This is a genomic window from Microbacterium sp. NPDC056234 (assembly GCF_042267585.1).
Lineage (GTDB): Bacteria > Actinomycetota > Actinomycetes > Actinomycetales > Microbacteriaceae > Microbacterium.
In genome coordinates this window covers 274,061-292,380 of record NZ_JBHJTE010000004.1, presented here as the reverse complement: position 1 = coordinate 292,380, position 18,320 = coordinate 274,061, and the positions used below count along the sequence as shown (strand labels likewise).

At 69.7% G+C, this 18,320-nt stretch carries 18 protein-coding genes; 11 read left to right on the top strand and 7 right to left on the bottom strand.

Features of this window, described 5'->3' with window-relative positions:
* Window positions 1–41: 41 nt before the first annotated feature.
* Window positions 42–1,490, bottom strand: a complete 1,449-nt coding sequence (locus ACFCYE_RS13310) for an NAD(P)H-quinone dehydrogenase (RefSeq protein ID WP_376179423.1) — start codon at window positions 1,488–1,490, stop codon at window positions 42–44.
* Window positions 1,491–1,538: 48 nt separating this feature from the next.
* On the opposite strand from ACFCYE_RS13310, the gene ACFCYE_RS13305 reads away from it, so the two are divergent.
* From ACFCYE_RS13305 to ACFCYE_RS13290, 4 genes are read left to right on the top strand one after another with little or no spacing between them, the layout of a single operon-like run.
* On the top strand, window positions 1,539–2,372 hold the full coding sequence (locus ACFCYE_RS13305) for a purine-nucleoside phosphorylase (RefSeq protein WP_376179421.1): 834 nt from the start codon (window positions 1,539–1,541) through the stop codon (window positions 2,370–2,372).
* Window positions 2,369–4,042 carry a phospho-sugar mutase gene (locus ACFCYE_RS13300; RefSeq protein WP_376179419.1) on the top strand — a complete coding sequence of 558 codons (1,674 nt, stop codon included), beginning with the start codon at window positions 2,369–2,371 and terminating at the stop codon, window positions 4,040–4,042. Before ACFCYE_RS13305 ends, ACFCYE_RS13300 begins: the two co-directional genes overlap by 4 nt.
* 13 nt (window positions 4,043–4,055) lie before the next feature.
* A complete protein-coding gene (locus ACFCYE_RS13295; RefSeq protein ID WP_376179416.1) occupies window positions 4,056–4,781 on the top strand; it encodes a TSUP family transporter in 726 nt (241 codons plus the stop codon).
* Between the two features lie 19 nt (window positions 4,782–4,800).
* Window positions 4,801–5,061 (top strand): HPr family phosphocarrier protein, encoded by a 261-nt coding sequence (locus ACFCYE_RS13290; protein WP_376179414.1) that lies wholly within the window; start codon window positions 4,801–4,803, stop codon window positions 5,059–5,061.
* A gap of 12 nt (window positions 5,062–5,073) precedes the next feature.
* Here the strand turns inward: ACFCYE_RS13290 and ACFCYE_RS13285 are convergent, their stop codons facing one another.
* Window positions 5,074–7,008 (bottom strand): BglG family transcription antiterminator, encoded by a 1,935-nt coding sequence (locus tag ACFCYE_RS13285; RefSeq protein WP_376179412.1) that lies wholly within the window; start codon window positions 7,006–7,008, stop codon window positions 5,074–5,076.
* Between the two features lie 141 nt (window positions 7,009–7,149).
* On the opposite strand from ACFCYE_RS13285, the gene ACFCYE_RS13280 reads away from it, so the two are divergent.
* Genes ACFCYE_RS13280 through ACFCYE_RS13250 form a run of 7 tightly spaced genes read left to right on the top strand, consistent with a single transcriptional unit; the run spans window position 7,150 to window position 13,443 of the window.
* On the top strand, window positions 7,150–7,464 hold the full coding sequence (locus tag ACFCYE_RS13280) for a PTS sugar transporter subunit IIB (protein WP_376179410.1): 315 nt from the start codon (window positions 7,150–7,152) through the stop codon (window positions 7,462–7,464).
* Entirely contained in the window at window positions 7,461–7,742 is a 282-nt protein-coding gene (locus ACFCYE_RS13275) for an HPr family phosphocarrier protein (protein ID WP_376179408.1), read from the top strand. Before ACFCYE_RS13280 ends, ACFCYE_RS13275 begins: the two co-directional genes overlap by 4 nt.
* The gene (ptsP, locus tag ACFCYE_RS13270) at window positions 7,742–9,394 is read left to right on the top strand and encodes a phosphoenolpyruvate--protein phosphotransferase (protein ID WP_376179406.1); all 1,653 of its coding nucleotides are present in this window, start codon (window positions 7,742–7,744) and stop codon (window positions 9,392–9,394) included. The genes ACFCYE_RS13275 and ptsP overlap by 1 nt, the downstream gene beginning before the upstream one ends.
* 43 nt (window positions 9,395–9,437) lie before the next feature.
* Entirely contained in the window at window positions 9,438–11,111 is a 1,674-nt protein-coding gene (locus tag ACFCYE_RS13265; RefSeq protein ID WP_376179404.1) for a PTS mannitol transporter subunit IICB, read from the top strand.
* The gene (locus ACFCYE_RS13260; protein ID WP_376179402.1) at window positions 11,111–11,545 is read left to right on the top strand and encodes a PTS sugar transporter subunit IIA; all 435 of its coding nucleotides are present in this window, start codon (window positions 11,111–11,113) and stop codon (window positions 11,543–11,545) included. Before ACFCYE_RS13265 ends, ACFCYE_RS13260 begins: the two co-directional genes overlap by 1 nt.
* Window positions 11,542–12,687 (top strand): mannitol-1-phosphate 5-dehydrogenase, encoded by a 1,146-nt coding sequence (locus tag ACFCYE_RS13255; RefSeq protein WP_376179400.1) that lies wholly within the window; start codon window positions 11,542–11,544, stop codon window positions 12,685–12,687. Before ACFCYE_RS13260 ends, ACFCYE_RS13255 begins: the two co-directional genes overlap by 4 nt.
* Before the next feature lie 9 nt (window positions 12,688–12,696).
* Complete coding sequence (locus ACFCYE_RS13250; protein ID WP_376179398.1) at window positions 12,697–13,443, top strand: alpha/beta hydrolase; 747 nt, start codon at window positions 12,697–12,699, stop codon at window positions 13,441–13,443.
* Between the two features lie 4 nt (window positions 13,444–13,447).
* Here the strand turns inward: ACFCYE_RS13250 and ACFCYE_RS13245 are convergent, their stop codons facing one another.
* The 5 genes from ACFCYE_RS13245 to ACFCYE_RS13225 are packed head-to-tail and all read right to left on the bottom strand — an operon-like array spanning window position 13,448 to window position 18,313.
* On the bottom strand, window positions 13,448–14,308 hold the full coding sequence (locus tag ACFCYE_RS13245; protein WP_376179396.1) for a carbohydrate kinase family protein: 861 nt from the start codon (window positions 14,306–14,308) through the stop codon (window positions 13,448–13,450).
* 2 nt (window positions 14,309–14,310) lie between these two features.
* Window positions 14,311–15,447, bottom strand: coding sequence for a polysaccharide deacetylase family protein (locus tag ACFCYE_RS13240; protein ID WP_376179394.1), 1,137 nt, complete (start codon window positions 15,445–15,447; stop codon window positions 14,311–14,313).
* A gap of 11 nt (window positions 15,448–15,458) precedes the next feature.
* The gene (locus tag ACFCYE_RS13235; RefSeq protein WP_376179392.1) at window positions 15,459–16,574 is read right to left on the bottom strand and encodes an adenosine deaminase; all 1,116 of its coding nucleotides are present in this window, start codon (window positions 16,572–16,574) and stop codon (window positions 15,459–15,461) included.
* A 42-nt stretch (window positions 16,575–16,616) separates the two neighbouring features.
* Window positions 16,617–17,915: a thymidine phosphorylase gene (locus ACFCYE_RS13230; RefSeq protein WP_376179390.1), complete on the bottom strand. Its 1,299-nt coding sequence runs from the start codon at window positions 17,913–17,915 to the stop codon at window positions 16,617–16,619.
* Window positions 17,915–18,313, bottom strand: a complete 399-nt coding sequence (locus ACFCYE_RS13225) for a cytidine deaminase (protein ID WP_376179388.1) — start codon at window positions 18,311–18,313, stop codon at window positions 17,915–17,917. The genes ACFCYE_RS13230 and ACFCYE_RS13225 overlap by 1 nt, the downstream gene beginning before the upstream one ends.
* Window positions 18,314–18,320 lie beyond the last annotated feature (7 nt).

The following is an 18,320-nucleotide window of genomic DNA, read 5'->3' as shown; positions in this document are numbered from 1 at the left end:
GAAGGGCGCCTCACCGCGGTGAGGCGCCCTTCTTCGTCGTGCTACGAGATGTTCACCAGGTGCATCGCCCGGGAGGCGTCCGTGATGCTCGACGACAGCGACGGATACGCCGCGAAGACACGCGAGACCTGGTCCACCGTGAGACGGCGCTCCACGGCGACCGCGATCGGATAGATGAGCTCCGACGCCTTGGGACCGACGATCACTCCCCCGATCACGGTGCCGGAGCCCTTGCGGGCGATGATCTTCACGAACCCGTCCTTGATGCCCATCATCTTGGCGCGGGGGTTCGCCGCCAACGGCAGCTTGTAGACGATGCCGTCCGCGACGCCGTCCTCGACGTCCTGCTCGCCCCACCCTACGGTGGCGATCTCCGGCGCCGTGAAGATGTTCGAGGTGATCTTGACCTTCTCGAGCGGGATGACGATGTCCCCCAGCGCATGGAACACCGCCGTACGACCCTGCATCGAGGCCACCGACGCGAGCGGGAAGAAGTTCGTGCAGTCGCCGACCGCGTAGATGTTGGGGACCGACGTCCGAGCGACCTTGTTCACGCGGATGTGGCCGGACTCCGTGAGTTCGACCCCTGCCTCCTGCAGACCGATGGATGCCGTGTTCGGGACGGACCCGACCGCCATCAGGCAGTGGCTGCCCTCGACCGTGCGACCATCGGAGAGGGTGACGAGCACCCCGGAATCCGTCTTCTCCACCTTCTCGGCGCGCGCCTTGGACAGCACCTGCATGCCGCCGCGCTTGAACACCTTCTCGAGCACCCTGGCCGCGTCCTGGTCCTCGCCGGGGAGCACCTGGTCGCGGCTGGAGACGAGCGTCACCTTCGCACCGAGGTTCATGTACGCCGACGCGAACTCGGCACCGGTGACACCGGAGCCGACCACGATGAGGTGCTCCGGCAGCGCCTTCATGTCGTACAGCTGCGTCCAGGTGAGGATGCGCGTGCCGTCGGGCTTGGCCGAATCCAGCTCCCGGGGCGACGCACCGACCGCGACGACGATCGTGTCGGCCTCGATGCGGTCGAAATCGGTGCCATCCGGTCCGGTGGCGACGATGATCGCGTTCGTGCTCTCCAGTCGGCCATGACCCGACAGGATGCGCACTCCGGCGTCGAGCAGCGAGGAGCGCATGTCCTCGGACTGCTGGGCGGCCAACGCCACCAGGCGCTTGTTGACGGCGGCGAGGTTGATGGCGATCTCGGGCTTGAGCGGCTTGCCGTTCTCGCCCTTCGCGAAGAACTGCACGCCCAGGTCGCTGGCCTCGGAGATCGCGACGGCGGCGTCTGCCGTGGCGATCAGGCTCTTCGACGGCACGACGTCCGTGAGCACGGCCGATCCGCCCACTCCGACGCGCTCGACCAGGGTCACCTCGGCTCCGAGCTGGGCGGCGGCCAGGGCCGCCTCATATCCGCCGGGACCGCCGCCGAGGACGGCGACACGCTGGGTGCGCTCGAAAGGAGTTGAGGACATGGCTTCCATTCTTCCGCAATCCTGGCCCCGAAGCCGCACGCTTCCTAGAGTGGATCCATGACCGACATTCATGACCACCCCCTCGACGACCCGAACACGAACCCGTTCGAGGTCGCAGCCACCGCCGCAGCGGACATCGCGCGGCTCACGGGCGTCGAGAAGCACGACATCGCCCTCACCCTCGGCAGCGGCTGGGGCAAGGCTGCGGACCTGATCGGCGAGACCGTCGCCACCATCCCGGCGACGGAGGTGACCGGATTCTCCAAGCCCGCGCTGGAGGGGCACGTCGGCACGCTGCGGTCGATCCGCACCCCCGACGGCAAGAACGTCCTGGTCATCGGTGCGCGGACGCACTACTACGAAGGGCACGGCGTCCGCCGCGTCGTCCACAGTGTCCGCACCGCGGCGGCCACGGGGGCGAAGATCATGGTCCTCACCAACGGCGCCGGCGGTGTTCGCGAGACGTGGACGCCCGGTCAGCCCGTACTCATCAGCGATCACATCAACCTCACGGCGGACTCGCCCCTGGAGGGGGCGACGTTCATCGACCTCACCGACCTGTACGCGACGCGCCTTCGCGACATCGCCCGCTCGGTGGACCCGTCGCTGGACGAGGGCGTCTACACGCAGTTCCGCGGTCCGCACTACGAGACCCCGGCCGAGGTCCAGATGGCGAAGCACATCGGCGGTGACATCGTCGGCATGTCGACGGCGCTGGAGGCCATCGCCGCGCGCGAAGCTGGCATGGAGATCCTCGGCTTCTCACTGATCACGAACCTCGCCGCGGGCATCCAGAAGACGCCACTGAGCCATGCCGAGGTCATCGAGGCCGGTCGCGAAGCGGAGCCGGTGATCTCCGCGCTCCTGGCCAAGGTGGTCGAGGCTCTGTGAGCGTCGAGGACATCCTCGCGTCGGCTCGCGCCTGGATCCGTCAGGACCCGGATGCCGAGACCCGCGACGAGCTCGCCGGGATCGTCACCCTCGCCGCCGGCGGGGATGCCGCGGCCATCGAGGATCTCGATGACCGCTTCCGCACCCGTCTGGCGTTCGGCACCGCTGGCCTTCGCGGTGCGCTCGGGGCCGGCAGCAACCGGATGAACCGCGTCCTCGTGTCGCAGGCCGCCGCGGGTTTCGCGGGCTACCTGCTCGAGCGCTCGCGTGGAGCCAGGCCCACGGTCGTCGTCGGCTACGACGGCCGACGCAACTCGCGCCGTTTCGCGCTGGATTCCGCCGAACTGTTCGCCGGCGCGGGGCTCCGCGCGATCCTGCTTCCTCGTCTGCTGCCCACCCCCGTGCTCGCCTTCGCCGTGCGCCACCTGGGTGCGGATGCCGGGGTGATGGTGACCGCCAGCCACAACCCTCCCAACGACAACGGCTACAAGGTCTACCTCGGCGGCCCTGACGAGGGTTCGCAGATCGTGGCGCCCGCCGATGCGCAGATCGCGGCGCACATCCAGCGGGTCGCCGATGCCGGAGACGTCGGCGTCCTCCCTCGATCGGATGCCTACGAGATCGCCGGAGACGAGGTCGTGACCGCGTACATCGAGGCCACGGCAGCCGTCGCGCCGGCCGGCGCGGGCGCCGATGGTCTCCGGTGGGTCTACACCGCCATGCACGGTGTCGGATGGGAGACGTTCGCGCGGATCGTCACGGCGGCCGGGTACCCGCAGCCGACCGTGGTGCGCGCACAGCAGCATCCGGATCCGACCTTCCGCACGGTGTCGTTCCCGAATCCCGAGGAACCGGGCGCGCTGGACCTGTCGTACGACGTCGCCCGCTCCGCGCGCGCGGAGCTCATCATCGCCAACGATCCGGACGCCGACCGGCTCGCCGTCGCCATCCCCGACGCGGACGCGCCCGGGGGCTGGCGCCGGCTCATCGGCAACGAGATCGGCCTGCTGCTGGGTGCCCGAGCCGCGAGGGCCGCCGAGGGCATCCCAGGGGCGACGCTGGCGTGCTCGCTCGTCTCCTCGCCGGGACTCGGCGTCATCGCCGCGCACCACGGCCTCGGCTTCGCCGAGACGCTGACGGGCTTCAAGTGGATCTCCCGCGCCGAGGGCATCGTGTTCGGCTACGAGGAGGCGCTGGGCTACCTGGTCAACCCGGAGACCGTGCGCGACAAGGACGGCATCTCGGCCGCGGTGGCGCTGCTCGGCCTCGCGTCCGAGGCCAGGGAACGCGGCGAGAACTTGTCGACGCTGCTCGCGGAGCTCGGCGAGACCTACGGCCACTTCGGCAGCGGTCAGGTCTCGATCAGGGTCGAGGACCTGTCGATCATCGGCACGGTCATGGCATCGTTGCGCCAGACGCCTCCGGCATCCATCGGCGACGCCGTCGTCGAGTCGGCCGAGGACCTCCTGCACGCACCGGAGGGGCAGCCGTCCGGCGACGTGCTGCGCTACCGCCTCGCGGGCGGCGGACGCGTCATCGTGCGTCCCAGCGGCACCGAGCCCAAGCTGAAGGTGTACATCGACACGCAGGCGGAGTCCGCGGAGGCCGCAGCCGCTGCGGTGGCCGAGATCGAGGCCGGAGTGCGGGTGCTGCTGGACGAGCGCTCCTGAACCGGCTCTCGCGATGATCGTGGTCCTCGCCGTCCTGGCGACGGTCGTGGCCGGCGCGATCCAGCGCCTCACCGGGCTCGCGTTCGTCCTCGTGCTCATCGGACCGGCCGTGCTCATCTACGGTCCGGTCGAGGGGGTGACGGTCGCCGTGCTGCTCGCTGTCGTGGCCGCGGCGGTCGCCATCCCCTCGGGCTGGAGACTGATCGATTGGCCTCGCACCTGGTGGTTGCTCGGAGCCGGGATCGTCGCGGCTCCGTTCGGCGCGCTCGTCACGCGGCTGCTGCCGGAGGCCGCTCTGCTGTTCATGATCTCGGTGATGGCGATCGCGGCTCTGCTGACGCCCCGCTTCGGCGGCCCGATCTCGGCCGTGCTGAGAGGGAGAAGGGGCGCGGTGTACGCCGGAGCCACGGCCGGGTTCCTGCACGCTTCGAGCGGTCTGTCCGGACCCGCGCTGGCCGCCTACGCCGTCGGCGACCGCTGGGAGCAGCGCCGTTTCGCCGCCAGTGCCCAGGTCGTGTTCCTCGGCTACGGACTCGTCTCGGTGCTGCTGCGTGGACTGCCATCCGCGCCCGTCGGTGAAATGGTGCTGCTCGGCCTGGGAACCGCTGCGGGCATCCTGCTCGGCGCGCTGCTCACACGGGTCGTGCCCGGTCGAATCGCCAGAGCATTGATGCTCTGGTGCGCCTGGGCCGGGGTGCTCGTCGTCCTCGTCCGCGCCTTCGTCGCGTTCGCGGCGTGAGGCCGGATAGCATCGCTGCATGCCCCGAAGACGCGTGACCATCAGCGCACACCACGGCGTGCACGCGCGTCCGGTCGCCGAGCTGGCCCGGCTCGCCATCGCGCACAGCGCACCGGTCACGCTCGCGACGTCCGGCGGATCGGTCGTGGAACTGGCCAGCATCCTCGCGGTCATGGATCTCGCACTCGCCGAGGGGGATGTCGTCACCATCGAGACATCCGCGTCCGCGGATGCGGATGCCGTGCTCGATGCGATGGTCGAGGTGCTGGCGCCGCGGTGACGCCGCCGCGGCTCAGCCGTCGATCACGGCGACCAGTTCATCGAGGAAGGCCTCGAAGCTCGTGGCCCGCCGTACCAGCCGCTGAACGCTCTCGCGCTCGCTGAACACCTCGACGAGCTGCTCGAAGACGGTCTGGAACGCCGCCCGATCGCTCTCGCTGAACGCGGCGAGTGCGACCACCTGGACCCGGCCGTCCCCCCACGCGATCGAGCCGTCGGCGACACCGATCGCGATCGCCGTGCGCCGCGCCGTCATCTGCAGCGAATGCGGCACCGCGAGCGCGTCGGTGAACGCGGTGGACGACATGCGCTCGCGATGGATCGTCTTGTCGACGTAGTCGTCGTCGATGAGGCCGGTCGCGACGAGCATCCCGCCGAGCAGACGGATGATCTGCTCATCGCCGACATCCGGCAGCGGGTGCAGGAACGCGCTCGCGTCGAAATATCGCGACAGCTCGGCGCGCAACCGCGCGAGCCGCCTCGCGCGCCGCACGCGCGCCGCGGCCTGCTGCACGCGTTCCACATCGGCCTCGCCCAGGAACGGCTGCACCCGGACGAATCGATCGCCAGCGGCAGCGGGCTCGATCGTGGACAGGACGAGATCCGTGTCGAAGGATGCCCAACCGGGGTCGACAGAGGTCACGACGTGCGTGACCTCGATCGCGGATCCGAGCGATCGGTCGACACTGGAGCGCAGCAGCTCGTGCAGCTCGTAGTATCCGGGGCACACGATCGTGGCGCTCAGGATCGTCTCGGCTTTGCGGCTGCGCTCCAGCCGCCCGCCGACGTGCATCGCGATATAGGCGATCTCGTCATCGTTCACCGGCAGGTCGAGCCGGTCGTGCAGTCCGCTCGCGATCGACACCGCCACCTCGAAGATCATCGGGTACGACGATTTCAGCGACCTGGTCAACGGATTGCGCGTCCATGCCTGCTCCTTGACGCGCCGCAGCAGGTTCTGCACGTGCAGGGACAACCGCAGGATGAACGCCTCGTCATCGAGATCGACCTGGTAGTCGCGCGCGGCGCGGGCGATCTCCGCGCGCACGGCCTCGTCGACCGCGTCGTCCACTCCGCTGCGGGCGACGTCAACGGCCGTTCCACGGCCGGGGGCGACCACGCGCGTCAGCACCAGCGTCGCCAGGTGCGCGCTGTCGCCGACGCCGAGACGCACGCCGAAGTGGTCGTGGGCGAGACGACTGATCTGCTCGCCGACGCGGACGATCTCACCGTGCGCCTCCGCGGGGCGTTCGTCAGCGGCATCCGATTCCAGGGGACGCCCTGCGGCCACCCTGTCCGCCGCGATCGCGATGTGCAGCAGCACGTCGGAGATCGCGAGCTCGTTCACGTAGTAGCCGAGGGCGCCGAGTTCGCGCACGAGCGCGGTCTTGAAGCCGGCGACCGCGTCGGATCCGACGACCTCGCCCGCGAGCGCATGCCGGATGGTCTCGGGGTGGAATGCGGCCGCGTCCATCTCGTCGTGCGCGAGACGGCTCAGCAATCGCCGCTGCGCGACCTCTGTGCCGCGGAGGCGGATCGTCTCGCGGTCGCGCTCCAGGGCGAGATCGGTTCCCTCCAGCAGCGCGCGCACCCTGGTGAGGTCGGACTCCACGGTGGCGTCGCTCACGTGCAGACGGTCGGCGGTCTCGTAGACGTCGATCCCGTCCGGCTGATCGAGCAGCATGCGGATGACACCGTGCAGCCGCTCGCGCGGGGCGGACTCATCGGCCGGCCTGCGCAGGGCATCGCGGGCGGAGGCACCGGCACGGTAGCCCGCAGGCCCGGAGTCGACGGCATCCCCGTCAGGCACGCGCGAGTTCAACGCCGCGACGTACGAGCGGATGCTGCGCGGCGTCACGCCGAGCTGGTCGGCGAGGCTGCCGGCCGTGGCCCAGCCATTCTGGCGGAGCAACGCGGAGAGGAGCTGGTCCTGGCGCTGACGCGTCATGGTCCCTCCGTGTCCGAATCGCCTGCATCGTCGCTTTCCCATGATGCCAGCACCACGGGCGGAAAGGGCGGCGCCCGGTGTTCCGCAGGGGCGGAAAGAAGCCTGGTGGTGCGGCTCCCAGCTCGTTCCCAGAATGGTTCCATGGCATCGAAGAGGATCCTCGTGGTCTGCGGCGCGGGGGCGTCGAGCACTTTCGTCGCGCAACGCCTTCAGCGTGCCGCGACGGATGCGCGCCTGCCGTGGGAGGCGACCGCCGGCACGGAGCAGGCTGTGGCCTCGAACTCCGCCGACGCGATCCTCGTCGGCCCGCATCTCGCCGACCGCCTCGAGCGGATCCGCTCCGCGGCCGGCTGCCCCGTTCTGTCCCTCCCGGAGGACATCTTCTCCGACCACGACGGCACGCGCACTCTCGCGCTGGTGCGGTCGGCCCTCACCGCTGAGAAAGGATCATCATGACCGTTGCATCCCGCACCGTCCGGATCGGATCGTCGCACGGCCTGCACGCACGCCCCGCGAAGCTGTTCGCCCAGGCGGCGAAGGAATCCGGCATCGCCGTCACCGTCGCCAAGGACTCCGGCAAGCCGGTCAACGCGGCCAGCATCCTGGGCGTGATCGCCCTGGGCGTCGAGCACGGCGACTACGTGACGCTGACGGCCGATGGGGAGAACGCGGACGCCGTGCTGGACACGCTGACCGAGCTGCTCACGACAGACCACGACGAGGAACCGGCCTGATGGGTGCCCTCCGCGGAGTGGGCATCGGCGCCGGCGTCGCGCAGGGGCCCGTGATCCGTATGGCCGAGCCGCTTCCGGCGCCGGAGAACGTGAAGAGCGTCCTGGGCGCCGAGGCGGAGCGCGCCAGAATCCGCGATGCGATCGCCGCCGTCGCCGCGGAGCTCACGGCCAGAGCGGAGTCCGCAGGCGGGGCGGCGCAGGAGGTTCTGGAGGCGCAGGCGATGATCGCCGAGGACCCGACGCTGCAGGACGAGGTCGATGCTCGGATCGATGACGGAGCCACAGCCGAGTGGGCCGTGCACGACGCGTTCGCCGGCTTCAAGGCGACGCTCGAGGCCGTCGGCGGGTACCTCGGCGAACGCGCCGCGGACCTCGATGACATCGCCCAGAGAGTGCTCGCCCGGTTGCGCGGCGTCGCCGCACCCGGGGTGCCGGACCCCGGGCATCCGTTCGTGCTCGTGGCCCGCGACCTGGCGCCGGCCGACACGGCCCTGCTCAAACTCGACCAGGTCCTGGCGCTCATCACCTCCGATGGCGGGCCCACGTCCCACACGGCGATCCTGGCGCGTGAGAAGGGCATCGTGGCCGTGGTCGGCGTGGTGCAGGCCACCGGGCTCTCCGACGGCGAAACGGTCATCGTGGACGCCGCGGCGGGCGCCGTGACCACCATGCCGTCCCCCGACGAGCTGGCGCGCGCCACCGAGCGTGCGTCGGCCAGGCAGAGCGCCGAGGCGCTCCCCGCGACCCCCGGCGCCCTCGCCGACGGCACCCCCATCGCCCTGCTGGCGAACCTGGGGAAACCCGCCGACGCGGCCGATGCGGTGTCTCGGGGGGCCGAGGGCGTCGGGCTCTTCCGCACCGAGTTCCTGTTCCTGTCGGCCGCGCAGGCGCCGACCGTCGCGCAGCAGCGCGAGTCGTATCGTGAGCTGCTGGCCGCGTTCGAGGGCAAGAAGGTCGTCGTCCGGTTGCTGGATGCCGGAGCCGACAAGCCGCTCGCCTTCCTCAACGATGCGCACGAGGAGAACCCGGCCCTCGGACTCCGCGGGCTGCGGGCCCTCCGCGCAAGCGAGGACATCCTGCGCGAGCAGCTGACCGCACTCGCCGAGGCGGATGCCGAGACCAGTGCCGATCTCTGGGTCATGGCGCCGATGGTCACCACCGTCGAGGAGACGGCGTACTTCACGACCCTCGCGCGAGAGTACGGCCTGAAGACGGCCGGCGTGATGGTCGAGGTGCCGGCGAGCGCCCTGCTCGCCGACCGAGTGCTCGCCCATGCCGATTTCGCCTCGATCGGCACGAACGATCTCACCCAGTACACGATGGCCGCCGACCGCATGCTCGGCTCGGTGGCCGGGTTCCAGGACCCGTGGCATCCGGCCGTGCTGCGCCTCGTCGGCGAGGTCGGCGCCGCCGGTGCGCGCGCGGGCAAGCCCGTCGGGATCTGCGGCGAGGCCGCCGCCGATCCGCTGCTGGCCGTCGTGCTCGTCGGCCTCGGCGCGACAAGCCTGTCGATGGCGCCGGCCGCTCTGTCCGACGTCCGGCTCGCGCTCTCCGAACGCACTCTCGAGGAAGCGCGACGCCTCGCCGAGATCGCCCTCACCGCCGATGACGCGGCCGGCGCGCGAGCCGCCGTCGCCGCGGCACTCGTATGACTCACCTCTCACACCCGAACCCACAGCAGAAAGAGACGACATCATGACGACGACGTCACCAGCCGCCGCGAAACCGAGTGGAATCCGCGTCGGCGTGCAGAGACTCGGCACGTTCCTGTCCGGCATGATCATGCCGAACATCGCTGCCTTCATCGCCTGGGGCTTCATCACGATGCTCTTCATCCCCGCCGGATTCTTCGGTGCGGACAGCCCGTTCGGATGGCACTGGTACCCCGTCGCCGAGATCGTCGGAGGCGGCGGCGATTCCGCGGTGATCGGATGGCAGGGCGCGATGACCGCGTTGGCCGCGGGCGAAGCCGGCAACTTCTTCGCCTACGTCGGCCTGGTCGGTCCGATGGTCACCTACCTGCTTCCCCTGCTGATCGCGAACACCGCCGGACGCATGGTCTACGGCGAGCGCGGCGGGGTCGTCGCGACGATCGCCACGATGGGTGTGATCGTCGGCACCGACATCCCGATGTTCCTGGGCGCCATGATCATGGGCCCGCTCGCAGCCTGGATCACGAAGCAGATGGATCGGCTCTGGGACGGCAGAATCCGCCCCGGATTCGAGATGCTGGTGAACAACTTCTCCGCCGGCATCCTCGGCATGGTGCTCGCGGTCGCAGGATTCTTCGCGTTCGGCCCCGTGATGCTCGGCGTCAGCACGGTCCTGGGCGCGGCGGTCGACTGGCTCGTGCTGTACAACCTGCTGCCGCTCGTGTCGATCATCGTCGAGCCGGCGAAGGTGCTGTTCCTGAACAACGCGATCAACCACGGCGTCTTCACTCCGCTGGGCATCCAGGAGGCGCAGGAGTTCGGCAAGTCGATCCTGTTCCTCATCGAGGCCAACCCCGGCCCTGGCGTCGGACTGCTGCTCGCATTCTCGTTCTTCGGCGTCGGCGCGGCGAAGGCATCGGCGCCTGGGGCGGCGATCATCCAGTTCTTCGGCGGCATCCACGAGATCTACTTCCCGTACGCTCTGAGCAAGCCGACCACGATCCTCGCGCTGATCGCAGGTGGAGCGGCCGGAGTCACCACGAACATGATCCTCGGCGGAGGCCTCGCCTTCCCTGCGGCACCGGGCAGCATCATCGCCGTGACAGCTGCCGCTGTGGGCCCAGGGGTCGGCAACCTGCTCGTCGTCTACCTCTCCGTCATCGTGGCGGCTACGGTGACCTTCCTCATCGCCGGCATCATCCTGCGCGCCTCCCGCAAACGCGACCTGCTCGCCGAGGCCGACGCGTTCGGTGCGGCCATCGCTCAGACCGAGGCCAACAAGGGCAAGAAGTCGGCGGCGATGGACGCCCTGCGCGTGAGCGGCGACGCCACCTCGATCGCCGCAGCGGAAGAGGTCGTCGACAAGCTCGAGACGCAGGCCGAGACCGGCGGGATGGCGGATGGCGGGGTCCTCGCGACCCGACAGATCACCGACATCGTCTTCGCCTGCGACGCCGGCATGGGGTCGTCCGCGATGGGCGCCAGCGTGCTGCGCAACAAGTTCAAGAAGGCTGGAGTCGAGGGCGTCACCGTCGTCAACAAGGCCATCGCGAACCTCGACGGCACGGCCGACCTCGTCATCACGCAGCAGCAGCTGACCGACCGCGCACAGACGAAGTCCCCTGACTCGATCCACATCTCGGTGGACAACTTCATGAACTCGCCGAAGTACGACGAGATCGTCGAGATGGTCCGCGACCAGCGAAAGGAATCATGATGAGCGTCCTCACCCTCGGCCAGGTCCGCATCCACTCCGGCTCGGCGACGCAGGAGGCCGCCCTGCAGGAGGCCACGGACATCCTCGTGGCAGCCGGCGCTGTCACCCCCGCGTACGTCGACGCCATGCGGCAGCGCGAGCAGACCGTGTCGACCTTCATGGGCAACGGCCTGGCGATCCCGCACGGCACGAACGACGCGAAGGACACGATCCTCGCCTCGGCGCTCTCGGTCGTGCGCTACGACGGCGGCGTGGACTGGGCCGGTGACGAAGCGACGTTCGTGATCGGCATCGCCGGGGTCGGCGACGAGCATCTGGAGATCCTGTCGCGGATCGCGATCCTGTTCTCCGAGGAGGACGACGTGGCACGTCTCACGGCAGCGCAGACCCCGGATGAGCTGTACGCGCTGCTTTCGGAGGTGAACGAGGGATGAAGGCCGTCCACTTCGGCGCCGGCAACATCGGGCGCGGCTTCGTCGGCCTGCTGCTGCACGAAGGCGGCTACGAGGTCGTCTTCTCCGACGTCGCCGACGACCTGGTGGACGCTCTCGCCGCCGCCGATCGCTACACCGTCCGAGAGGCCGGCCCCGGCGGGATCAACCGGATCGTGACGGGCTTCCGGGCGATCAACAGCCGGTCCCATCCGGATGCCGTCGTCACCGAGGTCGCGACCGCCGATGTGGTGACGTGCGCGGTCGGCCCCACTGTGCTGCGCTTCATCGCTCCGGTCATCCTCGACGGGCTGAGGCGACGCTCACCGGATGCCGCCCCCCTGGCCGTCATGGCGTGCGAGAACGCCATCGGCGCGACCGACCAGCTGCGCGCCGAGATCGAACGGTTGGCGGGCGACGAGGCGGCAGAGCTCACCGCCCGCGCCGCGTTCGCGAACACGGCCGTCGACCGGATCGTTCCCGCACAGCCCGAGGGTGCGGGCATCGACGTCACCGTGGAGCCGTACTTCGAATGGGCGATCGAGCAGGGACCCTTCAACGGCGATCTGCCGAACATCCCCGGCGCGCATTTCGTCGACGACCTCGCCCCGTACATCGAGCGCAAGCTGTTCACGGTGAACACCGGGCACGCGGCGACGGCTTACCTCGGCGCGATCGCAGGCCATGATCGGATCTCCGACGCGCTCGCTGATCCTCGCGTCGCCGATGCCGTGCGGGCGGCGCTCGAGGAGACCTCCGCGATGCTGACCGCCGTGCACGGGCTGGATCCTGCCGAACTGTCCGCGTACCGGGCGACGATCCTGGAGCGCTTCCGCAACCCGGAACTGGTCGACACGGTGCAGCGCGTCGGTCGCCAGCCGTTGCGAAAGCTCTCGCGGCACGAGCGCTTCATCGGCCCGGCCTCCGAGGCCGCCGAACGCGGGCTGTCCACCGCCGCGCTGGTCGCGGCGATCGCCGCGGCTCTGGAGTTCGACGAGCAGGACGACGAGCAGTCGGTCGAGCTGCAGCGGCGACTCGCCTCCGAGGATGCGGCGGACTTCACGGCGTCGGTCACCGGTCTGGCGCCGACGCACCCGCTGTTCGCGCCGGTGCGCGATGCGGTCGAGGCGCGGCAGCGACAGTAGCCTGGAAAGGTGCGGAAGAAACGCGGACGTCGGGTCGTCGCCTGGATCCTGTGGGGAGTCCTCGGCGTCGTCCTTCTCGGCGTCGTCGGCATCGTGATCTGGAGCCAGGTCGGCGTCATGCAGGCCGAGCCTGAGCCGCTCGCCACGGTGCGCGAGAACCCTGACGTCGTGATCGACGACGCGGACCAGGGCATCGTGCTGTCCCCCGCGAGCGCCGAGAGCGAGGTCGGCCTCGTCTTCATACCCGGCGCCAAGGTGGACCCGTGGGCGTACGCCGCGATCCTGCAGGGCATCGTCGCGGAGGACGACGTCACGGTCGTGATCACCCGCCCGTGGCTGAATCTCGCCTTCTTCGATCTGCGCGGCATGGACGCCTTCACGTCGGCTGCACCGGACGTGGACACGTGGATCGTGGGCGGGCATTCCCTGGGCGGCGTGCGCGGCTGCCAGTTGGCGTCGGATGCCGATGCTCTGCTGCTGTTCGCCTCGTACTGCTCCGACGATCTCGCGGACACGGATCTGCCTGTCCTGAGCCTCGCAGGCAGCGAGGACGGTCTGTCGACGCCGGAGAAGATCGCCGCCGCGCGGCATCTGCTCCCCGACGATGCCGATCTCGTCGAGATCGAGGGAGCATCCCACGCGTCGTTCGGCGACTACGGACCTCAGCCCGGTGACGGCACACCCGCGATCTCGGACGAGACGATGCACGCGACGGTCACGGATCTCGCCGGCCGGTTCGCCGAAGCCCTCGGCTGATCCGTCAGCTCAGCACCGCATCCAGCAGCGGGTGCAGGTGCCGCGTGCCGAGCACGGTCGATGCCGAACGGGCTCCGGCCTCGAGGGACTCGCGGACTCCACGCCCGGCGAGCCGCGCGTCGAGGACGCCGGCGAGGAAGGCATCTCCGGCGCCGTTCGTGTCCTGCACGTCGACGGGAACGGCCGCCACGCGGTGCTCCAGGCCATCCGCGTCCACGGCCACGGCGCCGTCGGCGCCCAGCGTGCACACGGCGAGCGACGCCCCAGAGGCGACGCGAGCCTGCAGGAACGCGACAGGGTCGGTGAGCCGATCGGCATTGCAGAACACGGCATCCGCCACGGCGAGGAACGGGCGGTGGAACTCCGCCTCGCCGTCGTAGTCGTGCACATCGACCCAGATCGGCACGCCGGTCTCGGCCGCCATCGGCAGCAGCCGCAACGGTTCGGCCGCGAGATCCAGCACGAGGGCGTCGGCATCCGACATCGCCTGACGGATCCGCGCGTCCTCGGCGCCATGCGATTCCGAGGGTGACGACAGATACAGCGAGACCCGCTCCCCCGCCCGCGTCATGAGATTGAGGTGCCGCTCGGTCTCGACGCTCGTCTCCCACAGCGCCGGCACACCCGCATCCGCCAGGGCCGAGCGCACACGTCGGCCGTCCTCGTCGTCGGCGCTCTGCGCGTACAGGAGGACGTCTCGGCCCAGCGCGGTGAGACTCAGCGCCTTGCCGGCGCTCGTCCCGCCGACGGTCTCCCAGGAGTCCTCGGCGAACTGCATGTGCGGCACCGGCTCCGGCAGCCGGTCGAGCACGACCATCCGATTCCAGGATGCCGGGCCGGCGATGAACACGCGGTGGGACCTCATGGTCACCCGATCCGGGACACGAGAGCGTCGAGTCCCATCCCGTAGTCGATGCGCACCACCGGCAGCGCGAGCTTGTCGGTGCCGATGCGCACCACACCGGGTTCGATCGTCCGCGCGAGTTCGAAGCCGGCGAGGTCGACGCCCTGCTTCGCGGTGTCGTTGTGGTGTCCGAACGGGTAGGCGATCACCTCCCTCACGCCCAGGATGTCCCCCGAGGCGTTGAGGTCCGCAGCGATCTCCTCCGCCGACCAGTTCTCCATCCGGCCACGCCCGTTCTCTCCCGCCTGGTGCATGTCGTGCGTGTGCGAGCGGCGCAGCACATAGACCGAGGGCGGAGGATCCTGCCGATACGCGGTCACCATGAACGAGGTCGTCAGAACCTGATGGCGGTCGACGACAGGGACCGCGAGATCGAACCAGGTCTGATCGGCGTCGTCGTCCGTGATGATGACGGAGCGCGCGGGGAGGAAGAGCCTGCCGTCGATGAAGGCGCTCAGCTCATCCCACGTCGGCAGATAGAACCCGGTCGTGGCGATGTGCTGCATGTGCGCGTCGAAATCGCCGATGTAGGCGTAATTGCCCCGCAGCCAGCCGTCCTCGCCCTCCGGTCGGCTCGTGAACTGGTGGTACATGAGAATCGGGATGCCGACATCCGCCGACGCGTTCTCCTCCGGCGTCTTCCACGCGGCGAACAGCTCGCGCTGCTGCTGTTCGCACTCGACGACCTGGGAGCCGTTCACGCGCGACTCGATGTCGAAGATCCCGGCATCCTCCGCCGTGGCGTACCAGCCGGCGAACACCCGACCGTCCTGGGTGGGGATGGGCAGGCCCGCGTAGAGTGCCCCCTGGCGCTGCAGCATGGGATCGAGCTCGATGCCGTCGCCGAGGAACGTCACGGCGCATGCCAGGGGATCATCGGTCTCCGCGAGGAGCATCTCTGACGGAGTCAGGGGAACAGGGGTCGGCGTGGCCGCGCGGCGCGGCGGCACGGCCTCGGCCGTCGCCTGGGGTGTGAGCACGACTGCCGCCACAGCGCCGAGTGCGACGAGCGCGACCGCGCCGATCGTCACTCCGAAGGCGAGGCGTCGGCGGCTTCGACGTCGGGCGCGCGCCGACGCGCGTGATCGTGCGGCATCCATCGCGCGGCGCGTCAGTCCTCGAAGCCTTCGGCGATCATCTCCACGAGCTCTTCGCGCTCCTCGACGGGGAGGAAGGCGGCGGCTGCGGCGTTGAACTGGAACGTCTCGAGGTCGTCGAGGTCGTAGCCGAACGCATCGACGAGCAGTGACAGCTCCCGCGTGAGCGAGGTCCGGCTCATCGTGCGGTTGTCGACGTTCACGGTCACGGCGAAGCCGAGCTGGTACAGCAGATCGAACGGGTGATCCGCGATCTCGGTGCCCCACGCGGCGATCGCGCCGGTCTGAAGATTCGACGACGGCGAGAGCTCGAGCGGGATCTCGCGATCGCGCACCCAGCGAGCGAGGTCGCCGAACTGCACCTGCACCTCGTCGTCCTCTCTGTTGATGACCTGCAGATCGGAGACGATCCGCACACCGTGGCCGAGCCGCAGCGCGCGCCCGTCCAGCAACGCCGAGCGGATCGACGCGATACCGGCGGCCTCTCCGGCGTGCACGGTCACGGGGAAGAACTGCTCGGCGAGGTAGTCGAACGCGTCGCGATGCAGGGAGGCCGGGTAACCGTCTTCCGGACCGGCGACGTCGAAGCCGACGACGCCGCGCCCACGGAACCCGACGGCGAGCTCGGCGATGTCGCGAGCACGGCCGGTGTGGCTCATCGCGCTGAGGAGCTGTCCGACCCGGATGCTGCGGCCGGCGCGATCCACGGCCTCCTCCCCCTCCTCGATGCCCCGCTGCACCGCTTCGACGGCCTGCTCGAGCGAAAGCCCGCCGACCTGGTGCTGCTCCGGGGCCCAGCGAACCTCGCCGTAGATCACACCGTCATCGGCGAGATCTTCGACGAACTCCCGGGCGATGCGCGTCAGGCCGTCCGCGGACTGCATGACCGCCGTGGTGATCTCGAAGGCCTTGAGGTACTCCGCGAGGGAGCCGGAGTCGGCCTTCTTCGCGATCCAGTCGCTGAGACCCTCCGGATCCTGCTCCGGCAGATCGATGCCGGCCTCGTCCGCCAACTCGAGGATGGTCTCCGGACGCACAGCGCCGTCGAGGTGGTCGTGCAGCGAGACCTTGGGCAGGCTGCGCAGTGAGACGCCCTGAAGCGTGGCGTCGCCGGTCGGCTCGATCGACATGGTTGACCTCTCAGCGGTGCGGGTGGGGGTGCGGCTCACAGCCTACGCGGTGATGCGCTCGCGTACGAGCGGTCCGATCTCGGGGGCGTCGGTGCCGATCTCCCATGCGCCGTCGACTGCTTCGATCGCACGGGCGAAGCGGGCTCCGTCGTCGGCGGACAGCGTGAACAGCGGCTGACCGGCCGCGACGCGATCGCCCGGTTTGGCGTGCAGATCGATGCCGGCGGCGTGGATCACAGGGTCTTCGGCGCGCGCTCGGCCGGCGCCGAGGCGCCACGCTGCGATTCCGAACGGCAGAGCATCCATGCGGGTCACGACGCCATCGGACGGCGCCGTGACGACGTGCGTCTCGCGTGCAGTCGGAAGAGAAGCGTCCGGATCGCCGTCCTGCGCGCGGATCATCGCCTTCCAGCTGTCCATGGCTCGGCCGTCGTCGAGTGCCGATTCGACATCGGCATCCGGGACGCCGGCGAGAGCGAGCATCTCTCTCGCCAGCGCGATGGTGAGCTCGCGGACGTCGGCAGGGCCACCGCCCGCCAGCACCTCGACGGATTCGCGGACCTCATTGGCGTTGCCGATCGCGCGCCCGAGAGGCACGTTCATGTCGGTCAGCAGTGCGGTCGTCGCAACACCCGAATCGGTGCCGAGGGCGACCATCGTCTCCGCCAGCTCCCTGGCGCGATCGATGTCCTGCATGAACGCTCCTGAACCGAACTTCACGTCCAGCACGAGCGCGTCGGTGCCCTCCGCGATCTTCTTCGACATGATGCTGGACGCGATCAGCGGGATCGCCTCCACCGTGCCGGTGACATCCCGCAGCGCGTACAGCTTCTTGTCCGCGGGCGCGAGGCCGGAACCGGCGGCACAGATCACGGCACCGACGTCCGACTGCATCTGCGCGAACATCTCGTCGTTGCTCAGCGCCGCACGCCAGCCCGGGATCGCCTCGAGCTTGTCGAGCGTGCCGCCGGTGTGCCCGAGTCCTCGACCTGACAGCTGCGGCACCGCAACGCCGAACGCGGCGACCAGCGGCGCCAGCGGCAGGGTGATCTTGTCACCCACACCGCCGGTGGAGTGCTTGTCGACGGTGCGCTTGCCCAGGGCCGCGAAGCTCATACGCTCCCCCGACGCGATCATGGCGTCGGTGAGGATGCGGATCTCGTCGCGCTCCATACCGCGCTGGAAGACGGCCATCGCGAACGATGCCATCTGCGCGTCGGAGACGTAGCCGCGAGTGTACGCATCGACCATCCAGCGCAGCGCCGGCTCGGGGACGACGCCCCCGTCGCGCTTCGCACGGATGACATCGATCGCGTCGAACGGCTCCACTGCCTGAACCATCAGCGCACCTCTTCCAGATCGCGCGGGCCGAACGCATCCGGCAGCACCTCGTCGATCGTGCGGATGCCCGAGACGGTCTCCAGCAGCATCCCCGTCGTGGCGTGCTCGAAGAGCAACTGGCGGCACCGGCCGCACGGCATGATCGTCTGCCCTTCGCCGTTCACGCACACGAAGGCGACCAGCCGACCACCGCCGGACATGTGCAGGTCGCCGACCAGGGCGCACTCCGCACACAGCCCGACGCCGTACGAGGCGTTCTCGACGTTGCAGCCGGCGACGATCCGCCCGTCGTCCGCGAGAGCCGCGGCGCCCACCTTGTACCTCGAGTAGGGCGCGTACGCCTTGGTCATCGCCTCTGTGGCGACCGAGCGCAGCTCGTCCCAGTCGATATCGGTCATCTCGTCC

Excerpts from the sequence above, each read along its gene's own strand:
- ACFCYE_RS13255 (WP_376179400.1), top strand. The coding sequence starts at position 11,542 with ATGAAGGCCGTCCACTTCGGCGCCGGCAACATCGGGCGCGGCTTCGTC.
- ACFCYE_RS13260 (WP_376179402.1), top strand. The coding sequence starts at position 11,111 with ATGAGCGTCCTCACCCTCGGCCAGGTCCGCATCCACTCCGGCTCGGCG.
- ACFCYE_RS13235 (WP_376179392.1), bottom strand. The coding sequence starts at position 16,574 with ATGTCGATCGAGCCGACCGGCGACGCCACGCTTCAGGGCGTCTCACTG.
- ACFCYE_RS13230 (WP_376179390.1), bottom strand. The coding sequence starts at position 17,915 with ATGGTTCAGGCAGTGGAGCCGTTCGACGCGATCGATGTCATCCGTGCG.
- ACFCYE_RS13275 (WP_376179408.1), top strand. The coding sequence starts at position 7,461 with ATGACCGTTGCATCCCGCACCGTCCGGATCGGATCGTCGCACGGCCTG.
- ptsP (WP_376179406.1), top strand. The coding sequence starts at position 7,742 with ATGGGTGCCCTCCGCGGAGTGGGCATCGGCGCCGGCGTCGCGCAGGGG.
- ACFCYE_RS13295 (WP_376179416.1), top strand. The coding sequence starts at position 4,056 with ATGATCGTGGTCCTCGCCGTCCTGGCGACGGTCGTGGCCGGCGCGATC.
- ACFCYE_RS13285 (WP_376179412.1), bottom strand. The coding sequence starts at position 7,008 with ATGACGCGTCAGCGCCAGGACCAGCTCCTCTCCGCGTTGCTCCGCCAG.
- ACFCYE_RS13245 (WP_376179396.1), bottom strand. The coding sequence starts at position 14,308 with ATGAGGTCCCACCGCGTGTTCATCGCCGGCCCGGCATCCTGGAATCGG.
- ACFCYE_RS13290 (WP_376179414.1), top strand. The coding sequence starts at position 4,801 with ATGCCCCGAAGACGCGTGACCATCAGCGCACACCACGGCGTGCACGCG.
- ACFCYE_RS13280 (WP_376179410.1), top strand. The coding sequence starts at position 7,150 with ATGGCATCGAAGAGGATCCTCGTGGTCTGCGGCGCGGGGGCGTCGAGC.
- ACFCYE_RS13225 (WP_376179388.1), bottom strand. The coding sequence starts at position 18,313 with ATGACCGATATCGACTGGGACGAGCTGCGCTCGGTCGCCACAGAGGCG.
- ACFCYE_RS13265 (WP_376179404.1), top strand. The coding sequence starts at position 9,438 with ATGACGACGACGTCACCAGCCGCCGCGAAACCGAGTGGAATCCGCGTC.
- ACFCYE_RS13240 (WP_376179394.1), bottom strand. The coding sequence starts at position 15,447 with ATGGATGCCGCACGATCACGCGCGTCGGCGCGCGCCCGACGTCGAAGC.
- ACFCYE_RS13310 (WP_376179423.1), bottom strand. The coding sequence starts at position 1,490 with ATGGAAGCCATGTCCTCAACTCCTTTCGAGCGCACCCAGCGTGTCGCC.
- ACFCYE_RS13305 (WP_376179421.1), top strand. The coding sequence starts at position 1,539 with ATGACCGACATTCATGACCACCCCCTCGACGACCCGAACACGAACCCG.